Origin of the sequence: Serratia sp. CY43202 (genome assembly GCF_052168755.1) — a bacterium.
GTDB classification, from domain to species: Bacteria; Pseudomonadota; Gammaproteobacteria; order Enterobacterales; family Enterobacteriaceae; genus Serratia; species Serratia bockelmannii.
Genome location: NZ_JBJNMB010000005.1, coordinates 217749 through 241195, shown reverse-complemented (window position 1 = coordinate 241195; position 23447 = coordinate 217749). Strand labels below are relative to the sequence as shown.

23 protein-coding genes are annotated in these 23447 nt (G+C 60.9%); 7 read left to right on the top strand and 16 right to left on the bottom strand.

Annotation, left to right across the window (positions count from 1 at the left end; all coding sequences use genetic code 11):
* Nucleotides 1–111: 111 nt before the first annotated feature.
* On the bottom strand, nt 112–1506 hold the full coding sequence (locus ACJ8J5_RS12535; RefSeq protein ID WP_414104676.1) for an MFS transporter: 1395 nt from the start codon (nt 1504–1506) through the stop codon (nt 112–114).
* Between the two features lie 230 nt (nt 1507–1736).
* Between ACJ8J5_RS12535 and kdgR the strand changes: the two genes are divergently transcribed.
* Nucleotides 1737–2528 (top strand): DNA-binding transcriptional regulator KdgR, encoded by a 792-nt coding sequence (gene kdgR, locus ACJ8J5_RS12530; RefSeq protein ID WP_414104675.1) that lies wholly within the window; start codon nt 1737–1739, stop codon nt 2526–2528.
* Nucleotides 2529–2574: 46 nt separating this feature from the next.
* On the opposite strand, the gene ACJ8J5_RS12525 is transcribed toward kdgR, so the two are convergent.
* The 5 genes from ACJ8J5_RS12525 to phnR form a co-directional block, all read right to left on the bottom strand.
* The gene (locus ACJ8J5_RS12525; protein WP_025302592.1) at nt 2575–3378 is read right to left on the bottom strand and encodes an ABC transporter permease; all 804 of its coding nucleotides are present in this window, start codon (nt 3376–3378) and stop codon (nt 2575–2577) included.
* Between the two features lie 2 nt (nt 3379–3380).
* The gene (gene phnU, locus ACJ8J5_RS12520) at nt 3381–4244 is read right to left on the bottom strand and encodes a 2-aminoethylphosphonate ABC transporter permease subunit (RefSeq protein ID WP_197780571.1); all 864 of its coding nucleotides are present in this window, start codon (nt 4242–4244) and stop codon (nt 3381–3383) included.
* Between the two features lies 1 nt (nt 4245).
* Nucleotides 4246–5376, bottom strand: coding sequence for a 2-aminoethylphosphonate ABC transport system ATP-binding subunit PhnT (phnT, locus tag ACJ8J5_RS12515; RefSeq protein WP_376788308.1), 1131 nt, complete (start codon nt 5374–5376; stop codon nt 4246–4248).
* 2 nt (nt 5377–5378) lie between these two features.
* Nucleotides 5379–6389, bottom strand: coding sequence for a 2-aminoethylphosphonate ABC transporter substrate-binding protein (locus ACJ8J5_RS12510; RefSeq protein ID WP_049205185.1), 1011 nt, complete (start codon nt 6387–6389; stop codon nt 5379–5381).
* A 174-nt stretch (nt 6390–6563) separates the two neighbouring features.
* A complete protein-coding gene (gene phnR, locus ACJ8J5_RS12505; RefSeq protein ID WP_033633223.1) occupies nt 6564–7283 on the bottom strand; it encodes a phosphonate utilization transcriptional regulator PhnR in 720 nt (239 codons plus the stop codon).
* A 155-nt stretch (nt 7284–7438) separates the two neighbouring features.
* Between phnR and phnW the strand changes: the two genes are divergently transcribed.
* Together phnW and phnX are read left to right on the top strand one after the other, a co-directional pair.
* Nucleotides 7439–8542 (top strand): 2-aminoethylphosphonate--pyruvate transaminase, encoded by a 1104-nt coding sequence (phnW, locus tag ACJ8J5_RS12500; protein ID WP_414104674.1) that lies wholly within the window; start codon nt 7439–7441, stop codon nt 8540–8542.
* A 9-nt stretch (nt 8543–8551) separates the two neighbouring features.
* A complete protein-coding gene (phnX, locus tag ACJ8J5_RS12495; RefSeq protein ID WP_414104673.1) occupies nt 8552–9361 on the top strand; it encodes a phosphonoacetaldehyde hydrolase in 810 nt (269 codons plus the stop codon).
* Between the two features lie 63 nt (nt 9362–9424).
* Here the strand turns inward: phnX and ACJ8J5_RS12490 are convergent, their stop codons facing one another.
* The 4 genes from ACJ8J5_RS12490 to ACJ8J5_RS12475 all read right to left on the bottom strand — a co-directional run bounded on the left by ACJ8J5_RS12490 (nt 9425) and on the right by ACJ8J5_RS12475 (nt 13980).
* A complete protein-coding gene (locus ACJ8J5_RS12490; protein WP_025302598.1) occupies nt 9425–10816 on the bottom strand; it encodes an L-cystine transporter in 1392 nt (463 codons plus the stop codon).
* A 181-nt stretch (nt 10817–10997) separates the two neighbouring features.
* A complete protein-coding gene (locus ACJ8J5_RS12485; protein ID WP_004931456.1) occupies nt 10998–11546 on the bottom strand; it encodes a metal-dependent hydrolase in 549 nt (182 codons plus the stop codon).
* A gap of 423 nt (nt 11547–11969) precedes the next feature.
* A complete protein-coding gene (hxpB, locus tag ACJ8J5_RS12480) occupies nt 11970–12635 on the bottom strand; it encodes a hexitol phosphatase HxpB (RefSeq protein ID WP_147823418.1) in 666 nt (221 codons plus the stop codon).
* A 64-nt stretch (nt 12636–12699) separates the two neighbouring features.
* Nucleotides 12700–13980, bottom strand: coding sequence for an HdeD family acid-resistance protein (locus ACJ8J5_RS12475; protein WP_025302600.1), 1281 nt, complete (start codon nt 13978–13980; stop codon nt 12700–12702).
* Nucleotides 13981–14165: 185 nt separating this feature from the next.
* Between ACJ8J5_RS12475 and ACJ8J5_RS12470 the strand changes: the two genes are divergently transcribed.
* Nucleotides 14166–14726, top strand: a complete 561-nt coding sequence (locus tag ACJ8J5_RS12470; protein WP_025302601.1) for a YniB family protein — start codon at nt 14166–14168, stop codon at nt 14724–14726.
* A gap of 35 nt (nt 14727–14761) precedes the next feature.
* Here ACJ8J5_RS12470 and ACJ8J5_RS12465 read toward each other — a convergent pair whose 3' ends face one another.
* The 6 genes from ACJ8J5_RS12465 to ghoS all read right to left on the bottom strand — a co-directional run bounded on the left by ACJ8J5_RS12465 (nt 14762) and on the right by ghoS (nt 19844).
* Complete coding sequence (locus tag ACJ8J5_RS12465; RefSeq protein ID WP_033642864.1) at nt 14762–15631, bottom strand: fructosamine kinase family protein; 870 nt, start codon at nt 15629–15631, stop codon at nt 14762–14764.
* Nucleotides 15632–15867: 236 nt separating this feature from the next.
* Nucleotides 15868–16722: a metal ABC transporter permease gene (locus ACJ8J5_RS12460; RefSeq protein WP_025302603.1), complete on the bottom strand. Its 855-nt coding sequence runs from the start codon at nt 16720–16722 to the stop codon at nt 15868–15870.
* The gene (gene yfeC, locus ACJ8J5_RS12455) at nt 16722–17582 is read right to left on the bottom strand and encodes an iron/manganese ABC transporter permease subunit YfeC (protein WP_015377686.1); all 861 of its coding nucleotides are present in this window, start codon (nt 17580–17582) and stop codon (nt 16722–16724) included. Before yfeC ends, ACJ8J5_RS12460 begins: the two co-directional genes overlap by 1 nt.
* Nucleotides 17582–18472 carry a manganese/iron ABC transporter ATP-binding protein gene (locus ACJ8J5_RS12450; RefSeq protein WP_043143367.1) on the bottom strand — a complete coding sequence of 297 codons (891 nt, stop codon included), beginning with the start codon at nt 18470–18472 and terminating at the stop codon, nt 17582–17584. The genes yfeC and ACJ8J5_RS12450 overlap by 1 nt, the downstream gene beginning before the upstream one ends.
* A complete protein-coding gene (locus tag ACJ8J5_RS12445; protein ID WP_025302605.1) occupies nt 18469–19413 on the bottom strand; it encodes a metal ABC transporter substrate-binding protein in 945 nt (314 codons plus the stop codon). Before ACJ8J5_RS12445 ends, ACJ8J5_RS12450 begins: the two co-directional genes overlap by 4 nt.
* Before the next feature lie 131 nt (nt 19414–19544).
* Entirely contained in the window at nt 19545–19844 is a 300-nt protein-coding gene (gene ghoS / locus ACJ8J5_RS12440; RefSeq protein WP_025302606.1) for a type V toxin-antitoxin system endoribonuclease antitoxin GhoS, read from the bottom strand.
* A 109-nt stretch (nt 19845–19953) separates the two neighbouring features.
* Between ghoS and ACJ8J5_RS12435 the strand changes: the two genes are divergently transcribed.
* The 3 genes from ACJ8J5_RS12435 (at nt 19954) to ACJ8J5_RS12425 (ending at nt 23436) form a co-directional block, all read left to right on the top strand.
* Entirely contained in the window at nt 19954–20619 is a 666-nt protein-coding gene (locus ACJ8J5_RS12435; RefSeq protein WP_025302607.1) for a transglycosylase SLT domain-containing protein, read from the top strand.
* Nucleotides 20620–20926: 307 nt separating this feature from the next.
* Nucleotides 20927–21652 (top strand): gluconate 2-dehydrogenase subunit 3 family protein, encoded by a 726-nt coding sequence (locus ACJ8J5_RS12430; RefSeq protein WP_025302608.1) that lies wholly within the window; start codon nt 20927–20929, stop codon nt 21650–21652.
* 2 nt (nt 21653–21654) lie between these two features.
* A complete protein-coding gene (locus ACJ8J5_RS12425; protein ID WP_025302609.1) occupies nt 21655–23436 on the top strand; it encodes a GMC family oxidoreductase in 1782 nt (593 codons plus the stop codon).
* The last annotated feature ends 11 nt before the right edge of the window (nt 23437–23447 follow it).

The window sequence follows — 23447 nt, the reverse complement described above, 5'->3', positions numbered from 1 at the left end:
CTGGCCTGCAATGCTCACGGCATTGCATCCGACGCGGCCCGGCTCAGGCCGGCCGTCAGTGCTGGCCCCGTCGGTTTTACAATCGATGGGAGCCCGGCTCGTTTATGCCCGCTATTTCACCTCGCGGCTCGGCTGCGCCGCTTGCGCCGTCGATTGGGTGATGCGCAGGCTGCTGACGACCGCCGCCAGGGTGGCGAACACCCCCGCCAGGATCAGTGAAGCGTGGGTGCCGGATGTGGGGAACAGGTTGAACATCAGCGCCACCAGCGCAGCCCCCGAGGTTTGCCCCAGCAGGCGCGCGGTGCCAAGCATGCCGCTGGCGCCGCCGCTGCGGTTGCGCGGCGCGGCGGAGATGATGGTGTGGTTGTTGGGCGACTGGAACAGGCCGAAACCGGCGCCGCACAGTATCATGCGCCAGATGATGTCCATATTCGACGGCGCCGCCGGCAGCAGCGCCAGAGAGAACAGCCCGAGCGCGAACACCGCCAGCCCAATGCAGCCCAGCAGGCCGGCGTGCACGCGCTCCACCAGCCGGCCGGCGATCGGCGCCATCACCACGATCGCCAGCGGCCACGGCGTCAGCAGTAGCCCGGTCGCCACCTCGTCGCGGCCCAATGCACTTTGCAGGAAGAACGGCAACGACACCATCGCCAGCATTTGCGCGGCGAACGAACAGATTGAGGTGCCCATCGACAGGGCGAAGATCGGGATGCGCAGCAGGTCGACGGGCAGCAGAGGGAATTCCTGGCGTAACTGACGGCGCACGAACACCGCGCCAATCGCCAGCAGCGCGGCGATCTCGCTGAAGATCAGCGTCAGGCTCTGGCCCTGGGCGAAGCCGCTGATGGCGGTGATCAGCAGGCCGAAGGTCAGCGCGTTCAGCACGGCGCTGGTGGGATCGAAACGGCGGTTATCGCTTTTTTGGCCGTTGGCCGGCAGGAATTTCATCCCCAGCAGCAGCGCGACGATGCCGATCGGCAGGTTGATGGCGAATAGCCATTGCCAGGATGCGACCGACAGGATCGCCGCCGCCACCGTCGGCCCGGCCGCCGAGGAGCAGGCGACGATCAGCGAGTTGATGCCCATGCCGCGGCCGAGAAAACGCTGCGGGTAGATGATGCGGATCAGCGCGGTGTTGACGCTCATGATAGCGGCGGCGCCAAAGCCTTGCAGCACGCGGGCGATGGTCAGCGTGAGCAGCGAGTCGGACAGGGCGCAGAACAGTGAGGTGATGCTGAACACCAGCAACCCGGCCTGGTAGATACGGCGATAGCCGACCAGATCGCCGAGCGACGCCAGCGACAGCAGAGAGACGGTGATCGCCAACTGATAGGCGTTGACCACCCAGATGGAACTGGCCGGGCTGGCGTTGAGATCGCGAGCGATGGTGGGCAGCGCCACGTTGGCTATCGCGCCGTCGAGCACGGATACGGTAATGCCGAGGGCGATGGCGAGGATCGCCCCATAGCGTTGCGGGACGGGGAGGCCGTCGGAACAAGGACGCATGTTGGTCTCAGCGGTATTTATTCAGGGGAGTATTATCATGCTAATCATATTCGCCTGTGATTGCATGCCCCTTGTCCGCTTAATTGTAAACGGCGTTGAGCGGCAGGCGGTTATTCATTTGGCTTCAATTGCTTAGCGCTCAGCTGCGTTGCGCGCTGCGATCTGTTCCGATTATACTGAAACCCTTGTTTAAATTTCCTGAAACAAAACCGTTAAGTAGGGTATGCACCATGGCTAACGCAGATTCAGACAAGCAACCGGATGCCGTCTCATCCGTGATGAAAGTGTTCGGCATTTTGCAGGCGCTCGGCGATGAGCGCGAGATTGGCATTACCGAACTGTCCCAGCGGGTGATGATGTCTAAAAGCACTGTCTACCGTTTTCTGCAGACCATGAAAGCGCTGGGCTACGTTTCACAGGAGAGCGAGACGGAAAAGTATGCGCTGACGCTCAAGCTGTTCGAGCTGGGCGCCAAATCGTTGCAGAACGTCGATCTGATCCGCAGCGCCGACGTGCAGATGCGCGAATTGTCGAATCTTACCCACGAGACCATCCACCTCGGCGCTCTGGACGAAGATGGCATCGTCTACATCCACAAGATCGACGCGATGTATAACCTGCGTATGTATTCGCGCATCGGTCGCCGCAACCCGCTGCACAGCACCGCCATCGGTAAAGTGCTGCTGGCCTGGCGCGAGCGGGATGAGGTGGCGCAGATCCTGTCGCAGATTGAGTTTACCCGCAGCACCGAACATACGTTGGCCAGCGCCGCCGAACTGTTGCCGGTGCTGGATCGGGTTCGAGCGCAGGGATACGGCGAAGATGCCGAAGAGCAAGAAGCGGGGATCCGCTGCATCGCGGTACCGGTCTTTGACAGGTTCGGGGTAGCGATCGCCGGGCTGAGCATCTCTTTCCCGACGCTGCGCTTTTCCGAAGCGGCGCGGGAGGAGTATGTGGCGTTGCTGCACGTCGCCGCCCGACGCATTTCCGAACAGCAGGGCTATCACGACTACCCGTTCTGACCCTTCGCTTCGAAGAACAAGGCGCCGCCATGGCAGCGCCTTGTTGCTATTTTGCGCCCGGCGTCAGCCGCTGAGCAATCCGCTCCAGTACTAACATCAGCAACAGCGTGGCCGCCACCAGGATCATGGTCAGCGTCGCGCCGTTGGCGATGCTGCCGCGATCGGTCAGGCTAAAAATGGTGACCGGCAGCGTCGCCCAACTCGGCGGGTAGATCATCATGGTCGCGCCCAGCTCCCCCATCGACAGCGACAGGCTGAGCGCGAAGGCGGAGATCATATAGGGGGCGATCATCGGCAGGGTGACGTGGCGCAGGCGAAACAGCGGCGACGCGCCCAGGCTGGCGGCGACGTTCTCGTAGTCGCCAGGTAGCCGGGTCAGCCCGGCCATCACGTTGCCGAAGGTAAAGGCGGAAATCAGCACGAAGTGAGCGGCGGGCACGATCAGGAAGGTGCCGTTCATCTGCAGCGGCCCCTGGCTGAACGCCACCAGCATCCCCAAACCGATAGAGACCGAAGGCACCGCGCTGGGAATGAAAAACAGCGTGCCCAGCAGCTGTCGGCCGCGTTCAGGCACGTGGCGCAGCGCCAACGCCGCCCAGGTACCGCACAGCAGCGCGAACAGGCTGGCGCTGAAACCGATAGCCAGGCTGGCGACCAGCGCGTCCCAGGAGGCGCCGCTGAACGCTTGGCGGAAGTGGTTGAGGGTGAAACCGCTCGGCAGCACGCCGTTCCACTGCTCACTGAGGCTGGACATCAGGATCACCGCCAGCGGCAGGCAGAAGAACAGGGCGAACAGCGTGATCGTCAACGTGCAGGTCAGGGTGCGTCCGGTGCGGGACCAAATCAACATTGTCAGTTCCTCAGCCCGGCGCGCGCCGCGGCGTAGCGGTAAAGGGAGAACAGCCCGAGCGATAGCGCGATATTCACGACGGCGATCGTGCAGGCGACGGCGTAATCCGACTCCAGAATCGCTTTGGAGTAGACCATCATCGGCAGCGTGGTGACGCCCTTGGCGCCGATAAACAGCACGATGCCGAACTCATTGGTGGTCAACAGCAAACACAGGCTGCCGCCGGCCAGCAAGGCCGGCAGCGCGGCGGGCAAAATCACCTGGCGCACCACGCGCCCCGGCCGGGCGCCGAGGATGCTGGCGGCCTCGAGCTGGCTGCGATCGATCTGCGACAGCGCCGCCATCAGCGGGCGCATCACCAGCGGCGTAAACACGGTGATTTCCGCCAGGATCACGCCCCAAATGGAGTAAAGAAAGTCCACCGGCGGCAGGGTAAAACCGAAGGTCGCCATCAGCGTGCCGTTCAGCAGGCCGGCGGAGCCGTAGATAAAGGTGAAGGCCAGCGTGATCAGGAAGGTCGGCATGGCGATAAAGGTATCGATCACCCGGGCGATCGGTCGGCTGCCGGGGAACGGCGTGAACACCAGCAGCAGCGACAGCAGGGTGCCGAGCACCAGGCAGCCCAGCGTCGCCAGTAGCGCAATCTGCAGCGTGTTGAGCAGGGCGCCGACAAAGCGTCGGGATTCGAACACCTGCTGCAGCGCGGCGGCGCTGAACAGCCCCTGCTCGTCGGTAAACGCCTGTTTGACGATCAGCGCCAGCGGATAGAAAAACAGCGTCGCCAGCACCAGCAGCGGCAGCAGGATCCACAGGCGGCGCGGCAAGCGCAGCCGCAGGGCCGGGCGAATAAGCGTAGAGTCGGTCATGTCAGTCCTCGATCAGTACCGCGTCGTCGGGGGCGAAATAGAGCGGCACGCGCTCGCCGATCTGCGGCATCCGGCTGCGGTGGGTGGTGACCACGCGCAGCGGATGGCCTTGCGCGTCGAACTGCAGGTGCGTCAATTCCCCCTGCCAGTGAATATCGCGCAGCGTACCGATGAGGCAGTTGCTGCGCTGGGCGTCGGCATCGAGCGCAATATGCTGCGGCCGAATACACAGCAGTTTGTCGAAGCCGCGTTGTGCGCCGTAGGTGAAGCAGCCGATCACTTTGCCGGCGCAGCTGACGGTGGTCATGCCTTGCCCGGTAGTGGTCTCCAGCGCGGTGGCCGGCAGCAGGTTGGCGCGGCCGAGGAACTCGGCGGCGAAGCGGTTCGTGGGATGATGGTAAAGCGCGCGGGTCTCGCCGTGGGCGATCAGGTGGCCGTCGCGCATGATGCCGATCTTGTCCGCCAGCGTCAGCGCTTCGCCCTGATCGTGGGTGACGTACAGGATGGTCAGCTCTGGGAGCTCGCGGTGCAGGCGGGCGATCTCTTCCACCATGCTGTGGCGAATTTGCGCGTCCAACGCCGACAGCGGCTCATCCAGTAACAGCACTTTGGGGCGCACCGCGATGGCGCGAGCGATTGCCACCCGCTGCTGCTGGCCGCCGGAAAGCTGGCTGGGATAGCGCTTGGCGTAGGCGGACATGCCGACGATGGCCAGCGCTTCTTCGACGCGCTCGGCGGTGAGGCCGCGCGGCTTGCCTTGCGCGCGCAGGCCGAACGCCACATTGTCTTCGACGCGCATATGCGGAAACAGCGCGTAGTTCTGTACCACCATGCCCAGGCCGCGCTCATAAGGCGGCACGTCGGTGACATCGACGTCACCGATGGCAATACGCCCGGCGGACGGCTGCACGAATCCGGCAATGGCCCGCAGCACGGTGGTTTTGCCCGAGCCTGAGGGGCCGATCAGCGCCAGCACTTCGCCGGGGGCGATGGTGAGCGTCAGGGGTTTCAGCACCTCGGTGCCGCGATACGACACGCTGACGCGGTCGAGCTGAATGCCCGACGGCCCGGCGATGTCCTGGCTGCGATCCCGCGCCTCGGCGCGGGAAGAGAGGGTAGAAGGCATCGTCAGCGTCATTCGGTCACCTGGTGCCAGCGGGAGATATCGGCGGACAGGCTGCTCACCACCTGATTCCAGTCCGGCGCCCAGATGTCCACGCCTTTCAGCGCCGCCTGCGACTGCTTGAAGTTATCGTCGGTCGGGGTGACGTCCTTACGCACCGGCATACCGTAGGAAATGGCGCTGACGCTGCTCTGCGCTTCTTTGCTCAGTAGGAAGTCGATCAGTTTTTTGCCGTTGGCGCTTTGCGGCGCGCCTTGCACCAGGCCGACATAGTAAGGCAGCACCAGCGTGCTGCGCTTGCCGTCCGGCCCGGCCGGCCAGAACACCTTCACGTTCGGGTTGCTGCGCATCTGCGCCAGGTTCATCTGCAGATCGCCGTTGGCCACCAGCAGCTCCCCTTTATTGACCAGCGCGGTCAGCTTGCCGGTGGAGGCCGAAGGGCCGACGTTGTTGCTTTGCAGCTTGCCGAGGTAGTCGAAACCGGCGTCTTTGCTGCCGAAGCTGTGGAACGCCTGCAGCATCACCGCGGTACCGTCACCCGCCTGGCCCGGCGTGGAGTACTGCAGCTTGTTGCGGAACTGCGCGTCCAGCAGCTGTTGGTAGCTGGCGGGCGCCTGCGGCAGCAGTTTGGCGTTATAGATGAAGCTCAGGTAGTTGTTCACCAGCGGCACGAACTGCGGCTGGGCGTTGGCGATCTGCGCCGCATCCTGCGGGGTGAAGTCCTGCAGCAGTTTTTCCGCGGCGGCGCGCTGGATGAACGGTGGCAGCGTCACCAGCACGTCGGCCTGCGGGTTGCTGCGCTCTTTCGACAGCCGCTCGACGATGGCGCCGGAACCGCCTTCGACGTACTGCACCTTGACCCCGGTTGCCTGAGTGAAGGCGTCAAACTGGGTTTGATACCAGCTGTGATCGCCGTCGTGCAGGCCATCGGCGGAGTAGACGGTCACCACCGCATCGGCGGCCCAGGCCGGCGCGGAGCCGAGTGCGATGGCGGTCATCACGACCAGACGAGAAAGTTTCATAGCTTCAGCCTCACTGTTGCGGGTTAATGCGAAACTGGTATACACCAGATGTGCGGCCAAGCTAATCGGCGAATATGACAAACAAATGAAAGCGGAAAAATATATTTACCGGCAACGGGGATTGGGCGTGGGAGAGAAAAGGGGGCGGCAGGCGCAGCCCCGATATTCAGGAGATTAAAGCGTATCGACCTCGATGCGCAGGCTGTCGTGGCGCCAGTATTCGATATCGAAATCGAGAATGCGGCCGTGCTGATCGTAATTCAAGCGGCGCAGCAATAAGGCGGGCAGGCCGACCATGGCGCCGAGCGCGTTGGCGGCGCGGTAAGGCAGGGCGGTCGGGTAGAACGACAGGTGCATGTTGCTGTAAATCAAATCGTAATGCTGCTGATAAACCTCGGTCAAGCTGCCGTTGAGATCGTGGCGGAGCAGTTCCGGCACCCGCTGCGGCAGGCAGTGGTTCTCGCAATAGCAGATGGCGCGGCCGTCGGCATAGCGCACGCGGCGCAGCAGATACACCTGATCGAACGGCTCGAGCGCCAGCGGCTGCATCACGTCGAGCGGCACCGTGGTTTTTTCGCCGGACAGCAGCGCGGTACGCGGCGTGCGCCCTTGCTCCTGGCAGAGGCGGTGGAAGTTGGTGTTCTGCGTCGGATCCAGCCACAGCCGTTCCGGCGTGACGAACCAGCCGCGGCGATCGGCGCGGTAGATGGCGCCGGTGGCTTCCAGCTGCGCCAGGCTCTCGCGAATGGTAACGCGGGTGGTAGAGAAGATGGCGCACAGCTCGCGCTCCGAAGGCAGCTTGTCGCCCGCCTGCAGCGCGCCGCGGGTGATGCGCGCCTGAAGCTGATCCTTGATCTGCAGGTAATGGGGCATATCGCCCTGATGTTCTTTCATTTCATCTCGCTATGGCATCGGCCCGACATTCCGGCACGCGCTTATTATACATAGCCAGATGAATTTTTTGTTTCACCGCGCTTTGTCGTTTGACCGGGGAAGGAATTTGCCGCCACAATGCCCGCAATCTGGTATAGACCAAATAGGTGAATGACATGTCCGATCGTAACTACCTGCTGTTGACCCCCGGTCCGCTGACCACATCGAAAACGGTGAAAGAGGCGATGCTGTATGACAGCTGCACCTGGGATGAAGATTACAACCTGGGCGTGGTGCAGCGCATCCGCCAACGGTTGGTGGCGCTGGCGACGCCGTCCGCCGGTTACACCGCGGTGCTGCTGCAGGGCAGCGGCAGTTTTGCGGTGGAAGGCGTGTTGGGCACGGTCATCGGCCCGCAGGACAAGCTGCTGATCGTCAACAACGGCGCCTATGGGGCGCGAATGATCGAAATGGCGCGGCTAATGGATATTGACCACCACGCTTTCGACTGCGGCGAGGTCAATGAGCCGGACGTGGCGGCGATGGAGGCGGTGCTGAAAAGCGATGCGCGCATCAGCCATATCGCCATGGTGCACTGTGAAACCACCACCGGCATGCTCAACCCGCTGCAGAAGGTCGCCGGTCTGGCGGCGCGCAACGGTAAAACCTTTATCGTTGACGCCATGAGCAGCTTCGGCGGCATTCCGTTGGATGTGGACGCGCTGGGCATCGATTTTCTGATCAGCTCCGCCAACAAATGCATTCAGGGCGTGCCGGGCTTCGCTTTCGTCATCGCCCGCCGCAGCGAGCTGGAGAAATGCGCCGGCCGTTCGCGCTCGCTGTCGCTGGATCTGTATGCCCAGTGGCGCTGTATGGAAGACCAGGCCGGCAAATGGCGCTTTACGTCGCCGACCCACACCGTGCTGGCCTTCGCGCAGGCGCTGAAAGAGCTGGAACAAGAGGGCGGTATTGCCGCGCGCCACCACCGCTATCAGACCAATCAGCGTCGGCTGGTGGCGGGCATGCGTGAACTGGGCTTTGAGACCCTGCTGGACGATGCGCTGCACTCGCCGATCATCACCGCGTTCTATTCGCCTGAGGCCGACACTTACCGCTTCGCCGAGTTTTATCAGCGCCTGAAGCAGCAAGGTTTCGTGATCTATCCCGGCAAAGTGTCGCAAAGCGACTGCTTCCGCATCGGCAACATCGGGGAAATTTATCCGCAGGATATCGAACGTTTGCTGGTGGCCATTGGGCAGGCGATGTACTGGAATCAATAAGGATTGACCATGAAACAGATCAACGCAGTGATCCTCGATTGGGCCGGCACCACGGTGGACTTCGGCTCCTTTGCGCCAACGCAGATTTTCGTCGAGGCGTTCAAGCAAACCTTCGATATCGACATCAGCCTGGCGGAGGCGCGCATTCCAATGGGGCTCGGCAAATGGCAGCACATCGAGGCGCTGGGCAAACTGCCGGCGGTCGACGCGCGCTGGCGGCAGAAGCTGGGCCGCTCGATGAGCCACCAGGATATCGACGCGCTGTATCAGGCGTTTATGCCGCTGCAAATCGCCAAAGTGATCGATTTCGCCGATCCCATCGAGGGCGTGCCACAGGCGATCGCCGCTCTGCGTGAACAGGGCATTAAAATCGGTTCCTGCTCCGGCTATCCGCGTGCGGTGATGGAGGTGCTGGTGCCTGCCGCCGCGCAGCGCGGCTATGCGCCGGATTACTGGGTCGCCACTGACGATCTTGCGGCCGGCGGCCGACCGGGGCCGTGGATGGCGTTGCAGAACGCCATCGCGCTGGGCATCGATGCGGTGACGCACTGCGTGAAGGTCGATGACGCGGTGCCGGGCATTGCCGAAGGGCTGAACGCCGGGATGTGGAGCGTCGGGCTGGCGCTGTCCGGCAACGAGTTCGGCGCTACCTGGTCGGAGTACCGTCAAATGGCGGCAGGGGAAATAGAGCAGCGCCGCACGGCGGCCGCCGATAAGCTGTACGCGGCGGGCGCGCATTATGTGATAGACACGCTGGCGCAATTACCGGATGTGATCGCCGATATCAACCGGCGGCTGGCGAACGGCGAGCGGCCGTAACGACCGAACGCGGGGCATAAAAAAACCGGGGATAATCCCCGGTTTTTTCGATCTGAGAGGGCGTTAGCTGTGAGCCAATTCGACTTCGTCTTCGCTGTCCATCACGGCTTTGTCGGTTTGCTTCATCAGCTGGCTGGTGATGGTGCCTGCCGCCATGGAGCCGTTGACGTTTAGCGCGGTACGGCCCATGTCGATCAGTGGTTCGACCGAGATCAGCAGCGCGACCAGCGTCACCGGCAGGCCCATCGCCGGCAGTACGATCAGCGCGGCGAAGGTGGCGCCACCGCCCACGCCCGCCACACCGGCGGAGCTGAGGGTGACGATGCCAACCAGGGTGGCGATCCACACCGGATCCAGCGGGTTGATGCCGACGGTCGGCGCAACCATCACCGCCAGCATCGCCGGGTAGAGGCCCGCACAGCCGTTCTGGCCGATGGTGGCGCCGAACGACGCCGAGAAGCTGGCGATGGATTCCGGCACGCCCAGACGACGGGTCTGCGCTTCCACGTTCAATGGAATGCTGGCGGCGCTGGAGCGGCTGGTGAAGGCGAAGGTGATCACCGGCCACACCTTGCGGAAGAACTTCATCGGGTTAACGCCGGTGAAGGCCAGCAGCACAGCGTGCACCACGAACATGATGGCCAGGCCGATGTACGAGGCCACCACGAAGCTGCCGAGCTTGACGATGTCGTGAATGTTGGAACCGGCGACCACTTTGGTCATCAGCGCCAGCACGCCGTACGGCGTCAGCTTCATGACCAGACGCACCAGCTTCATCACCCAGGCCTGCAGGGTGTCGATAGCCACCAGCACGCGCTCGCCTTTCGGCTTGTCGTCTTTCAGCAGCTGCAGCGACGCCACGCCGAGGAAGGTGGCGAAAATCACCACGCTAATGATCGACGTCGGGCTGGCGCCGGTCAGATCGGCGAACGGGTTTTTCGGGATGAACGACAGCACCATCTGCGGCACGGTCAGATCGGCCAGTTTACCCACGTAGTTGGTCTGGATCGCCGTCAGGCGCGCGCTTTCCTGCGCGCCCTGCACCAGGCCTTCGGCGGTCAGGCCGAACAGGTTGGTGACCAGCACGCCCACCAGCGCCGAGATCAGCGTAGTGAACAGCAGCGTGCCGATAGTCAGGACGCTGATTTTGCCCAGAGAAGAGGCGTTATGCAGTTTGGCGACCGCGCTCAGGATTGAGGCGAACACCAGCGGCATGACGATCATTTGCAGCAGTTGCACATAGCCGTTGCCGACGATGTTGAACCAGCTGATGGATTCTTTCAGTACCGGGTTGTCGGCGCCGTACACCAGCTGCAGGCCCAGACCGAATACTACGCCGACCACCAGGCCGACCAGCACTTTTTTCGCCAGGCTCCATTGCTTGTGGCGGGTTTGCGCCAGCAGCAAAAGAAGCGCGACAAACACCAGCACGTTAATCACGAGCGGAAGATTCATCCCCAATGTCTCCAATAATCTTTCTTATAAAAACGACTACGCATCACGTATGTCGCGATGTAAATATCGTAACAGTTTGCTGAGTGGCCTACTTATATCCAAATGGAATTTGATATAGCTTTTTGTGTGTTTTTGTTTGTTTTATATACATGAAGGTGATGGGTTGAGTGGGTTTTTGTGATCAGAGTCTGATATTTCTGATTTGCTCGACATAGGATTGCACCGGCAGGGTGAAATCGCCTTGCCAGCAGATGGCAAACGCCACCAGGCACAGACACAGTACGCGCTCCAGCTGGTTGCCTTTTTGCGAGTTGAGCAGGGGCAGGCGAAAACGCCAGCGGCACGGCCACAGCAGCGGCACGCCGGCGGGCGTGAGCATGTCGGCCAGCAGATGGCTGAAGTAACCGATGATCATGGCGTGCAGCGCGTCGGCCGGGATCGGCCAGCTACGCGGCACGTCCAGCTGAAACAGCGCCATGCCGCCGGCGATCGCCAGCAGGCTGTGGGTGAAACCGCGGTGGCCGAAGGCGCGGGCGATGGGCAGGGCGATCCAGCGCAGGCGCTGGCCCAGTACCGACTTGGGGTGATCGATGTCCGGCAGCAGCGAGGTGAGCAGCGCGGCGGGTATGATGTGCCACCAGTCGCCGGTAGCCAGCTCTGGCGTCACTTCCGCCTTCTTGGCGAAGATCGCGCAAGCGACAGAGAAAATGAGATGTCCTTCCGCGGTCATGCTGTTGCGATTCCGGCTGGTAAACTGTTAATTTATCCAGTATATGGGAAAATTCCCAGTAGTGGAAGCAGTTACCCTGTAACCAATTGTTTATTTTTCCCTGTTTTACAACGGCTTGTTACGGCAGCGCCTAACAAATCATCGATTTTGACGGGGGGGAACGAAAAACGGGCAATGGGCGGTGCGGAACGGAGAGAAACGAAGGCGGTTTCAGCGTGCGGCGGCGGGAGGAAGCGGCGGCCGCGAAGAACGCTGCGTGGCAGTGACAACGCGCCGCGGGCCGTCGCTTTCCCTGCCACCCAGCATAATAACAACAGCATGCCGATTCAATAATAATGAAACGATGTTTCGTTTGTTTTGCGGCACGGATCCCTTTTATGGCGCAGAGCGGAAAGCCAGGGCGCCGATGACCGGCGCCGCAGGTCAGGCAAAGTGGGCGAGAGTGAGCTGTTCCAGGGTCTCCAGCTTGTGGTCCGCCAGCGCCCAGCGCGGATCGTGACGGTATTCGGCCGCCGGGATCACGATGGAACGCATGCGTGCGGCCTTGGTGGCGATCATGCCGTTAAAGGAGTCTTCCAGCGTGATGCAGCGCAGCGGATCGCTGCCCAGGCGCTCGGCGGCGATCAGGTAGACCTCAGGGTGTGGTTTGCTGTACGGCAGGTATTCGGCGGAAACCAGCTGATCGAAGTAACCTTCAAGATCGAACATCTTCAGCACCTGCTGTTGCATGTGCAGCGGCGAGGCGGAGGCGAGGCCAATGTTCAGCCCCTGGCTGCGGCACAGCTCCAGCGCCTGCTGAACGCCCGGCAGCAGCGGGCGCGTCTCGTGCACCAGCTCGATGGCGCGCTCGATAATCCGCGCCGACACCTCATCGAGCGAAACCCCTTGCCACGGCATCGCCTGGTACCACATCTTCACCACCAGATCGATGCGCAACCCCAGCGTGTCCGGCAGCTTGTGACGGTCAGACAGATCCAAACCCAGCGCGCCGAAGATATCCAGCTCTGCCTGCAGCCACAGCGGTTCCGAGTCGATCAACAAGCCGTCCATATCAAAAATTGCGGTTTCAATGCGTTGCGAATAAGCCATTAACGGTTAACTCCTGCCGGCGCGGGTGAATGTGCCCGACACTTTATCATCGCCGGTGACGAGACTAAAACCTTTGCCTGCGCGTTTGGCTTTTGCCAAAACGCAGGATATTCCACGCCTCGCGCAATTTTAGCCACCAGCGCTGATGTTGACGCTCGGTGACCTGTTGCAACATGCGTGCGTAGTCCAGCACCAAACCCGGCGTCCAGGTCATGCTTTCGCCGCGGCTGCGCAGTACCGCCAGCATCCACAGATTGGGATCCAGCACCAGCAACAGAAAGCGGCGCCACAGGTGTTTATCGCCCAGTACGCCTTCCAACGCGCTGTCGAGCGCGCCGATGACCGTGGTGGAACAGTTGCGTCGGGTCAGATTGTAGGTGGCGTCTTGCCGATAACGCAGCCAGAATGCGCGCAGCGCCGCCGGGTTATAGCGGTAGAATTGAATTTTCTTGTCCGGTGGGCACCAGGCGGCGATCTCACCCGGCAGGTCGGGCAGGAAACGCCCGTCGACGTTGTTCTGCTCGCCGGCATGCAACAACTGGCGGAAATCCTGAACGGAATGGCTGATGTCGTTGAGCGGGTAGTGACTGATATACACATCCGGCGCGAGCGCCAGGGCGGCATGACCGGTGGATATATTGCCGCCGCCGTCGACCGCCGCGATGTATCGGTCGACGATGTAACGCCGGCGCGGATCTTTAGCCGCACCAATCGGTGTCCAGACGTACACCGTGAGTGGCGCAGTCTCATCCTCCGGGTGCGGTGGCTGCCGCGCGGGGTGCTGATTCAGAGAGAAGCTTGTCAGTCTCCGGGCGATACGCAATAAGGCCCAGCCGGAAAGCACCATCATCACGCCGAGGCAAAAGGGCACCGTCATCCGATGCGGCGCCGGCCAGCCGACAAAAATCATCAACGAAAGCAGGATCTCGCCGCCGCCCGCTAGCGCCACGCCTTTCCATCGACTGTGTTGAATCACCGTGGAGGAGGCGATGCGCACGGCGCCGTCAAGCAGCAGCGCGCTGCCAAACACCACGGTGGCGACGATGTTATCGTCTGCGGGCACGTCCAGCATTAAAAAGGCCATAAACACGAAACCCAATCCCTTCAGCAACACCGGCCTGCTGGCCGAAGAGCCGATCACCAGCGCAGCGGATATCGCCACCAGCCCCTCCAGCGCCAGGATGACCGCCAGCGCATCCAGCGCCAGCACCGACCGGCCATCCTGCAGTATGTCGAACAACATCAGCGCCCCTGCGGCTATCCACAGCCAACCGAACAGCACCAGCAGGCGGCGCTGGCCGTGCAGCGCCTGCGCGCCCAGCAATAAGATAATCAGTCGAATCATGGCGGCCTCTGTCCGAATGGATAACGTTACCCCTTCAATGATAGTGTGCCGGCGCCGTTAAGTTTTTGATTTCGACGAATTCGGCTAAGCTTGTAGCACAGAGGGAGTGAAGAAAACGGTGGGCGAGTTTCGCCAACAGCAGGTAGACTTAGCCGATTCGGTTACGTCGCTAACAAGGGGAACACATGACGTATCAACAGGCCGGGCGTCTCGCCATTTTGAAACGCATTCTCGGATGGGTGGTTTTTATCCCGGCGTTGCTGTCGACGCTGATTTCCGTGCTGGGTTTTATCTATCAGCACAGTGAAAAAACCAAGGGCATCAACGCAGTGATGCTGGATTTTGTCCACGTGATGGTGGACATGGTGCGTTTCAACACGCCGTTCCTGAACCTTTTCTGGTACAACTCACCGGTGCCTGACGTGGATAAAAGCCTGTTCAGCGGCGCCAATCTGATGTTCATCATCATCTATATTCTGATTTTCGTCGGGCTGGCGCTGCAGGCCTCCGGCGCGCGCATGTCGCGTCAGGTCAAGTTCATCCGCGAAGGGTTAGAAGACCAGATGATCCTGGAGCAGGCCAAGGGCAGCGAAGGGCACACGCGCCAACAGCTTGAGGAGCGCATTACGCTGCCGCACCACACCATCTTCCTGCAATACTTCCCGCTGTACATCCTGCCTATCGTGATTGCGGTGATCGCCTGGTTCGTGATCCGCCTGTTGGGGCAGTTGGCCGGCGCGGCCTGAACCATGATCGGGGCGCCGCACGGCGCCCCGGTACGTTACGACGCCTCGGGCTGCAGCAGCGCCTCCACCGCGCGTTGGGCAGCCACCAAATGCTGGCCGCCGAACAGATTGCTGCGGTTGAGCAGGTAGTACAGCTGATACAGCGGCTGGCGTTCGATAAATCCGGCCCCCAGCGGCCACACGCTCTGATAGCCGTCGTAGATCTGCGGCGGCAGCTCCGGATACAGCGGCAGCATCGCCAAATCGCACTCTCTGTCGCCCCAGTAGCTGGCCGGATCGAACAGGATCGGCCCGTTGGCGGTCATCGCGCAGTTGCCCGGCCACAGGTTGCCGTGCAGCAGGGAAGGCTGCGGCTGGTGATGCTGCAAGCGCAGATACACCCGATCGACGATGTCGTCGATGTCGCCGAAGGTCATGCCTTTTTCCGCCGCCAGCTGCAGCTGCCAGCCGATGCGCTGCTCGGCGAAGAATTCCGACCAGCGGCGTTGCCAGGCGTTGGGTTGCGGGGTGGTGGTCAGATCGCTGTCGAAGTCGAGACCGAACTGCGGTTGCTCGCTCCACTGGTGCAGATGCGCCAGTTGTTGCCCCAGGCAGTAGGCGCCGTGGGCGTCGAGGGGTTTCAACTGCTGATACTCCAGCAGCAGGAAGCTGTAGTCGCGATCGCTGCCGACGCCATACACTTCCGGTACCCGCACGCTTTTGCTGCGCGCCAGCAACGCCAGCTGATCGGCCTCGGCGGTGAATATCGGCAGTTGCTCACGGGCGTCGCATTTCACGAACACCTCGTTGTCACCGTAACTCACGCGCCACGCCGGGTGAATGTCGCCCCCGGGCAGTTCAATCCTTTCGCGTATCTCTGCGCTGCCAAGATGTTCACTTAACAGACGGCTAACGGCTTGCCACATGGTATTTCCCCCTCTGTGCTGCCTGATAATTCATTAGGTTAGCGTCTTTCCCGTGGTGAAAACACGACGCGGCGCACAGCCGGCGTCAAAGGCGGCGATTTTTTCAGCGCCTCGCCAGCTCAAAGTATATACCCTATTGATTAATTTAAGCGCAATACCGATTGCAACTTGATGACAACGGATAAGCCAGCGGAGGAATAGGATGCGGCGGGCACACCGCCGCATCAGAGGGGCGTTTAACTGCCCATCGGGGCGTTTTGGTTACCCTGTAACGGGCGCAGCTTGCTGTACAACAAGGCGACAACGAACAGCACGGCCTGCACGATGACGATACAGGGCCCGGTGGCGCCGTCGATGTGGAAGCTGATCAGGGTGCCGAGCACGCAAGAGAACACCGACACCACCGTTGCCACCATCAGCATGCGATCAAACCGGCGGCACAGCATAAAGGCGATGATGCCGGGGGCGATCAGCATGGCGATCACCAGGATCACCCCCACGGCCTGCAGCGAGGCGACGATGGTCATCGCCAGCAGGCAAAGCAGCCCGTAGTGCAGCAGCTTGACCGGCAGGCCAATCACCCGGGCGTGGTGCGGGTCGAAACAGTACAGCATGAAGTCTTTGCGCTTGAGCAACACCACCGCCAGGGTGATGCCGGCAATCAGCAGGGTTTGCTTGAGCTCGCCGTCGGTGATGCCCAGCATGTTGCCGAACAGAATGTGGCTTAGGTGTTGGTCGGTGTCGATGCGCGAGAACAGCACCAGGCCGAAGGCGAACATGCCGGAAAAGACGATGCCCATCACCGTGTCTTCTTTCACCCGGCTGTTCTCTTTCAGGTAGCCGGTGGCCACCGCGCAAAAGATGCCGGAGAGGAAGGCGCCGATCGCCAGCGGGATGCCGACCACGAACGCCACCACGATGCCGGGCAGTACCGCGTGCGAGATGGCGTCGCCCATCAGCGACCAGCCTTTGAGCACCAGATAGCAGGAGAGCACGGCGCACACTACGCCGGTGACGATGGCGGCGACGATCGCCCGCTGCATGAACGGGTAGGCGAAGGGTTCGCTGAGCAGTTGATACAGGGTGTCCATCAGCGGCCTCCGGTTTGCGAATGCGCCACACGGCGCCGGGACGCCAGCAGGCCGTGTTTCGGCGCGAAGAAGAACGCCGCCAGGAACACCAGCGTTTGCAGGGTGACGATCACCCCGCCGGTGGCGCCATCGAGGAAGAAACTCAGGTAGGCGCCGATGCCGCTGGTCAATGCGCCGATGATGATGGCGATGATCACCAGCCGGCTGAAGCGGTCGGTCAGCAGATAGGCGGTGGCGCCCGGCGTGATCACCATGGCGATCACCAAAATGGCGCCGACGGTTTGCAGCGCGGCGACGGTGCAGGCGCTGAGCAGGGTGAAGAACAGGATCTTCAGCTTCAGCGGCGACAGGCCGATCGATACCGCGTGGCTTTCGTCGAAGAACACCGCCAGCAGGTCTTTCCACACCAGACACAGGATCAGCAGCGAAACGCCGATGATGATTTCCACCTGCAGCACGTCTTCGTCGGCGATGCCGAGGATATTGCCGAAGATGATCGACTGTACGTTGACCGAGGTGGGGTTGAGCGACACGATCAGCAGGCCGACGGCGAAGAAGGTGGAGAAGATGAAGCCGATGATGGCGTCTTCGCGCAGGCGGGTGATGTGGCGCACCAGCGTCATCGCCAGCGCCGCCAGCATGCCGGTAAAGAAGGCGCCGGCGGCGTAGGGCAGGCCGAGGGCGTAGGCGCCGGCCACGCCGGGCACCACCGAGTGCGACAGCGCATCGCCCATCAACGACCATCCCTTCAGCATCAGATAGGCGGACAGGAACGCGCAGGCGGCGCCGACGATGGCGCTGACCCAGATGGCTTTCACCATGTAGTTATAACTGAAAGGTTGCAGCAGAAGGTCCAGCATCAGGATTGTTTCTCCCTGGCCTGGCTGTTGGCCGGCGGATCGCTCTTGGTGTGGCCGTAGAACACCGCCGGGCGCTCATCGTCGGTCAACACCGTAACGGTGCGCGGATCGTTGTCGTCGTGCAGGTCCGGGCCTGAGAGGTTGATATGGCGCAGCACGCCGCCGAATGCCTGCTCCAGGTTGCTCTGCGTGAAGGTGGTTTCGGTTGGGCCGGCGGCCAGCACCGTGCGGTTGATGAGGATCACCCGATCGCAAAACTCCGGCACGCTGCCGAGGTTGTGGGTGGAGACCAGGATCAGATGCCCCTCGTCGCGCAATGCGCGCAGCAGCTCGATAATGGCATTCTCGGTTTTCACATCCACGCCGGTGAACGGTTCATCCAGCAGCAGCACGGTGCCCTGTTGCGCCAGCGCGCGCGCCAGAAACACGCGCTTTTTCTGGCCGCCGGACAGCTCGCCGATCTGCCGACCGCGCAGCTCGCTGAGGCCGACCCGCTCCAGCGCCTTGTCAACCCGCAACCGGTCCTCTCGCGACGGAATGCGCAGGAAATTCATCTTGCCGTAGCGGCCCATCATCACCACGTCTTCCACCAGCACCGGGAAGTTCCAGTCGACGTCCTCGGTCTGCGGCACGTAGGCGATCAGGTTCTTTTTCAGCGCGTCCGCTACCGGTTTGTCGCTGAGCGACACCCGGCCGCTGGTGGGCCTGACCAGGCCCATGATGCTTTTGAACAACGTCGATTTACCGCTGCCGTTGACGCCGACCAGTGCGCAGATCGAACCGCCGCTCAGGGTAAAGCTGGCGTTGTGAATGGCGGTGTGTCCGTTGTTGTAGGTCACGGTGACGTCGTCCACGTTCAATTCAGGGCGGACAAACGGTTCATGGGTCATTGATCGAATCCTTTGGCGATGGTTTGCACGGTGGTGTTAAGCAGGTCGATATAGGTCGGCACCGGGCCGTCGCGGGTGGACAGCGAATCCACGTACAGCACGCCGCCGTATTTGGCGCCGGTTTCTTTCGCTACCTGCTTGGCCGGCTTGTCGGAAATGGTGCTTTCGCTGAACACCACCGGAATATGGTGGGCGCGCACCGCGTCGATTACCCGGCGCACCTGCTGCGGCGAACCTTGCTCATCGGCGTTGATCGGCCACAGATAGACTTCTTTCAGCTGATAGTCCTGCGCCAGGTAGCTGAAAGCGCCTTCGCTGGTCACCAGCCAACGCTGTGCGGTCGGAATGCGCGCCAGGCGTTCGCGCAGTGGGGCGTCCAGTGCGCCGATTTTCTCTGCGTAGGCTTTGGCGTTGCGGTTATAGGTTTCCGCATGTGCCGGATCGTGCTCCACCAGGGCTTTGCGAATGTTCTCGATGTACACCAGCGCGTTGCTTGGCGACATCCAGGCATGCGGGTTCGGGTTGCCGTTATACGGCCCTTCGCGGATCGGCAGCGGAGTGATGCCTTCGGTCACAACCGCCGCCGGCACCTGTTTGATGTTTTCGAAGAAGCGCTGGAACCAACGTTCCAGGTTCATGCCGTTCCACAGGATCAGGTCGGCGTGCTGCGCTTTGACGATGTCGCGCGGAGTCGGTTGATAGTCGTGGATCTCGGCGCCCGGCTTGGTGATGGATTCCACCACGGCGGCGTCACCGGCCACGTTCTGGGCAATGTCCTGAATGATGGTAAAGGTCGTCACCACGCGCAGCTTTTTATCCGCCAGCGCGTGTTGACTGACCAAGGCGGTGCCGAGCAGCAGGCAGGCGAGCGTGAAAGGGCGTAACAGTGCGGCAGCGCGGGAAGGGCGACTGCGACGAAAAGCGCAACTTATCAATGGCATGATGACGTCTCCTGGTTCAAATGAAAATGATTATCAATATCAATTGAAGCGAAGTCAAGCGTCACTTGCCCACCGCCGGCGGGGTATTTCTCCAACTGAAAAAATAATACCGTCCGGGGAGTTATAGCATTTTATGTATCAGTATGTAACCGCTGAAGGTAGTCCTCACAGGCGCATATCGTCACCTCCGGCTGTTTTCCCAATGCCAACTGCCCGAACCCCTGCGCCAGGCGCAGTACATCCTCTTGATCCAGCACGGTTATGAACGCGAAACTGTTGCTGCCGAGCTCATGGTGAACGCCATTTTCGTCTGTCACCGACGTGACAAAACCTTCGCGCGTCAATTGCCCGGTCAGCTTCGCCAGGTCGGTTAATCCCGCTTCCTGATAGCGAAAAGTCACCACAAAGCAGTTTGTTGCAGATTGACTCATAAATCACCTCTTGGTATATGGATAGCTTGAGATTAGCCCAAAAAATTACTGCAGGTGTCCTTACAAGTTGTATATGCTACGCAACTCATTGAAAGGAGTGAGGGATTCTGTGAAAACAAAAATAGGTTGCCTTACGGCAATTTTGCTTTTGTCGGGGTGCGCCAAAGACCCACAAACGGCAAGCAATATTTCAGGCAGTGGCACAACGCGCGGCGGTTGGTTAAAACCCCCTCCGCAGGCACCGGTAAACCGCACAGGCACCCCGGTTGCTTATAACGATTACATTCGTCAGGCCGCCAGCAACTACGGCGTTGACGAAACGCTGATTAAAGCGATTATTCAGGTGGAGTCCGGGTTTAACCCGAACGTGGTCAGCACCTCGAACGCAGTGGGATTGATGCAGCTTAAGGCTTCTACCGCCGGCCGCGACGCCTATCGCATGAAAGGACGAAACGGGCAACCCAGCTCGCGTGAGCTGAAGGATCCGGCGGTCAATATTGATCTGGGAACGGCCTATATCAATATTCTTCAAAGCCAGCAGCTAGCCGGGATCAACAACCCTCAGACTCTGCGTTATGCCACCATCGTTTCGTACGTGAACGGGGCGGGTGCCATGTTACGCACCTTCTCCTCGGACAAGCGTGTGGCGGTGAATCGCATCAATCAGATGAGTCCGGACGAGTTTTATCAGCACATCCAGAAAAAGCACCCGGCACCGCAGGCGCCGCGCTATTTGTGGAAGGTGACCACCGCCTACCAGGCGATGTCGCAGTAACCCTCTCTTTTGTCGAATCGGCCGCTGAACGCGGCCGATTTTGTTTATGGCGCCGCTTAAGAGCACGACGCACCTCTCATTTTTCGTTATTTCCTCGCCGGTTATCAGAAAAACCGCACAAAAAGTTAAATTTACGTTAGCAGATAAATCTTTACGTTCATTCAATAAGTTACCGGTAACATTTTTGCATTTGCTCGCATTCTGACCTTCAATAAATAGACAAATAAGTAACAAATTATTTTAAAAACCCGTATCGATCGCAAGGTTGCGGTTAAATAGTTGTGACTATCTTTGGATGGAATGTGACATGTCGAATCATAAAACCAACAATTCGCGGCGCGATTTCTTGTTGAAATCGATGACCTTAATTCCTGCGGCGGTAATTGGTGGCAGTGGCGTTGGCGCGCTGACGGCACCGGCACCAGCGGTCGCGGCCCCGAACACTTCAACGCAGAACGATTACCAACCGACCTTTTTCACCCCGGAAGAGTGGGCCTTCATCAGGGCCGCCGTCGCGCGCCTGATCCCGGCCGACGAACGCGGCCCTGGCGCACTGGAAGCCGGCGTGCCGGAGTTTATCGATCGCCAGATGAATACCCCATACGCCACCGGCTCCATCTGGTACATGCAGGGGCCATTCAACCCCGATGTGCCGAAGGAGATGGGTTATCAGCTGCCGCTGGTGCCCAAGCAAATCTACAACCTCGGCATCAGTGACGCCGACGCCTACAGCAAGAAAACCGCCGGCAAGCCCTTCGCCGAACTGGATGGCGCACAGCAAGACGCCATGCTGCAAAAGTTCGAGTCCGGCGAGGCGGAGTTCCAGCAGCTGCCGTCGAAACTGTTCTTCTCCTATCTGTTGCAAAACACCCGCGAAGGTTTCTTCAGCGATCCTATCCATGGCGGCAACAAAGACATGGTGGGCTGGAAGCTGATTAATTTTCCGGGCGCGCGCGCCGATTTTATGGACTGGGTTGAGCGAGGGGAGCGTTATCCCTTCCCGCCGGTCTCGATTCGTGGGGAGAGGGGCTGATCATGGCAACGGTAATGAAAAAAGTAGATGCGGTGATCGTCGGTTTCGGCTGGGTGGGCGCGATCATGGCCAAAGAGCTGACCGAGGCCGGCCTCAACGTGGTGGCGTTGGAGCGTGGCCCGATGCGCGACACCTATCCGGACGGTTCTTATCCGCAGGTGATCGACGAGCTGACCTATAACATCCGCCGCAAACTGTTCCAGGATCTGTCGAAAAGCACCGTCACCATTCGCCACAACAGCAGCCAGACCGCGGTGCCTTACCGCCAGCTGGCGGCGTTCCTGCCGGGCACCGGCGTTGGCGGTGCCGGCCTGCACTGGTCGGGCGTGCATTTTCGCGTCGATCCGATCGAACTGCGCATGCGCAGCCACTATGAAGAGCGCTACGGCAAAAACTTCATTCCGAAGGACATGACCATCCAGGACTTCGGCGTGACCTACGACGAGCTGGAACCGTTCTTCGATAAAGCGGAGAAAGTGTTCGGCACCTCCGGCACCGCCTGGACCATCAAAGGGCAGAAAGTGGCGCAGAAGGGCGGCAACCGCTTTGCGGCGGATCGTTCCAGCGACTTCCCGCTGCCGGCGCAGAAAAATACCTACTCCGCCCAGCTGTTCGAGAAAGCGGCGCTGGAGGTGGGTTATCACCCTTACAACCTGCCGTCCGCCAACACCTCGGACTCTTACACCAACCCGTACGGCGCGCAGATGGGCCCGTGCAACTTCTGCGGTTTCTGCAGCGGCTACGCCTGCTACATGTATTCCAAGGCCTCGCCGAACGTCAACATCTTGCCGGCGCTGCGCATGGAGAAACGTTTCGAGCTGCGCACCAACGCCAACGTGCTGAAGGTCAACCTGACCGACGACAAATCCCGCGCCACCGGCGTGAACTACGTCGATGCGCAGGGCCGCGAGATTGAACAGCCGGCCGATCTGGTGATCCTGGGCGCGTTCCAGTTCCACAACGTGCACCTGATGCTGCTGTCCGGCATCGGCAAGCCTTACGATCCGGTGACCGGCGAAGGCGTGGTCGGGCGCAACTTCGCCTACCAGAACATGACCACCATCAAGGCGTTCTTCGATAAAGACGTGTTCACCAACCCGTTCATCGGCGCCGGCGGCAACGGCGTGGGCGTGGACGACTTCAACGCCGATAACTTCGACCACGCCAAAGAAGGCTTCGTCGGCGGTTCGCCGTTCTGGGTCAACCAGGCGGGCACCAAGCCGATCTCCGGCCTGCCGACGCCTCCGGGCACCCCGGCCTGGGGCAGCAAATGGAAAGCGGCGGTGGCGGATGCCTACACCCACCACGTTTCGATGGACGCCCACGGCGCGCACCAGTCGTACCGCAACAACTATCTGGATCTCGATCCCAACTACAAGAACGTCTTTGGCCAGCCGCTGCTGCGCATGACGTTCGACTGGCAGGAAAACGACATCAAGATGGCGCAGTTCATGTACGACAAGATGGCGCCGATCGCCAAGGCGATGAACCCGAAACTGATCGCCGGCAGCCCGAAAAACGCCAACAGCCACTTCGACACCACCAGCTACCAGACCACCCATATGAACGGCGGCGCGGTAATGGGGGAAGATCCGAAGACCAGCGCGGTCAACCGCTATCTGCAGAGCTGGGACGTGCACAACGTGTTCTCGATCGGCGCATCGGCCTTCCCGCAAGGGCTGGGCTACAACCCGACCGGCACCGTGGCGGCGCTGGCTTACTGGTCTGCCCGCGCCATTCGCGAGCAGTATCTGAAAAACCCAGGCCCATTGGTGCAGGCATAAGGACGGCGAAC

Bases quoted from the DNA above. Each gene is read 5' to 3' on its own strand.
- ACJ8J5_RS12535 (WP_414104676.1), bottom strand. From the start codon at position 1,506: ATGCGTCCTTGTTCCGACGGCCTCCCCGTCCCGCAACGCTATGGGGCG.
- kdgR (WP_414104675.1), top strand. From the start codon at position 1,737: ATGGCTAACGCAGATTCAGACAAGCAACCGGATGCCGTCTCATCCGTG.
- ACJ8J5_RS12525 (WP_025302592.1), bottom strand. From the start codon at position 3,378: ATGTTGATTTGGTCCCGCACCGGACGCACCCTGACCTGCACGTTGACG.
- phnU (WP_197780571.1), bottom strand. From the start codon at position 4,244: ATGACCGACTCTACGCTTATTCGCCCGGCCCTGCGGCTGCGCTTGCCG.
- ACJ8J5_RS12510 (WP_049205185.1), bottom strand. From the start codon at position 6,389: ATGAAACTTTCTCGTCTGGTCGTGATGACCGCCATCGCACTCGGCTCC.
- phnR (WP_033633223.1), bottom strand. From the start codon at position 7,283: ATGAAAGAACATCAGGGCGATATGCCCCATTACCTGCAGATCAAGGAT.
- phnW (WP_414104674.1), top strand. From the start codon at position 7,439: ATGTCCGATCGTAACTACCTGCTGTTGACCCCCGGTCCGCTGACCACA.
- phnX (WP_414104673.1), top strand. From the start codon at position 8,552: ATGAAACAGATCAACGCAGTGATCCTCGATTGGGCCGGCACCACGGTG.
- ACJ8J5_RS12490 (WP_025302598.1), bottom strand. From the start codon at position 10,816: ATGAATCTTCCGCTCGTGATTAACGTGCTGGTGTTTGTCGCGCTTCTT.
- ACJ8J5_RS12485 (WP_004931456.1), bottom strand. From the start codon at position 11,546: ATGACCGCGGAAGGACATCTCATTTTCTCTGTCGCTTGCGCGATCTTC.
- hxpB (WP_147823418.1), bottom strand. From the start codon at position 12,635: ATGGCTTATTCGCAACGCATTGAAACCGCAATTTTTGATATGGACGGC.
- ACJ8J5_RS12475 (WP_025302600.1), bottom strand. From the start codon at position 13,980: ATGATTCGACTGATTATCTTATTGCTGGGCGCGCAGGCGCTGCACGGC.
- ACJ8J5_RS12470 (WP_025302601.1), top strand. From the start codon at position 14,166: ATGACGTATCAACAGGCCGGGCGTCTCGCCATTTTGAAACGCATTCTC.
- ACJ8J5_RS12465 (WP_033642864.1), bottom strand. From the start codon at position 15,631: ATGTGGCAAGCCGTTAGCCGTCTGTTAAGTGAACATCTTGGCAGCGCA.
- ACJ8J5_RS12460 (WP_025302603.1), bottom strand. From the start codon at position 16,722: ATGGACACCCTGTATCAACTGCTCAGCGAACCCTTCGCCTACCCGTTC.
- yfeC (WP_015377686.1), bottom strand. From the start codon at position 17,582: ATGCTGGACCTTCTGCTGCAACCTTTCAGTTATAACTACATGGTGAAA.
- ACJ8J5_RS12450 (WP_043143367.1), bottom strand. From the start codon at position 18,472: ATGACCCATGAACCGTTTGTCCGCCCTGAATTGAACGTGGACGACGTC.
- ACJ8J5_RS12445 (WP_025302605.1), bottom strand. From the start codon at position 19,413: ATGCCATTGATAAGTTGCGCTTTTCGTCGCAGTCGCCCTTCCCGCGCT.
- ghoS (WP_025302606.1), bottom strand. From the start codon at position 19,844: ATGAGTCAATCTGCAACAAACTGCTTTGTGGTGACTTTTCGCTATCAG.
- ACJ8J5_RS12430 (WP_025302608.1), top strand. From the start codon at position 20,927: ATGTCGAATCATAAAACCAACAATTCGCGGCGCGATTTCTTGTTGAAA.
- ACJ8J5_RS12425 (WP_025302609.1), top strand. From the start codon at position 21,655: ATGGCAACGGTAATGAAAAAAGTAGATGCGGTGATCGTCGGTTTCGGC.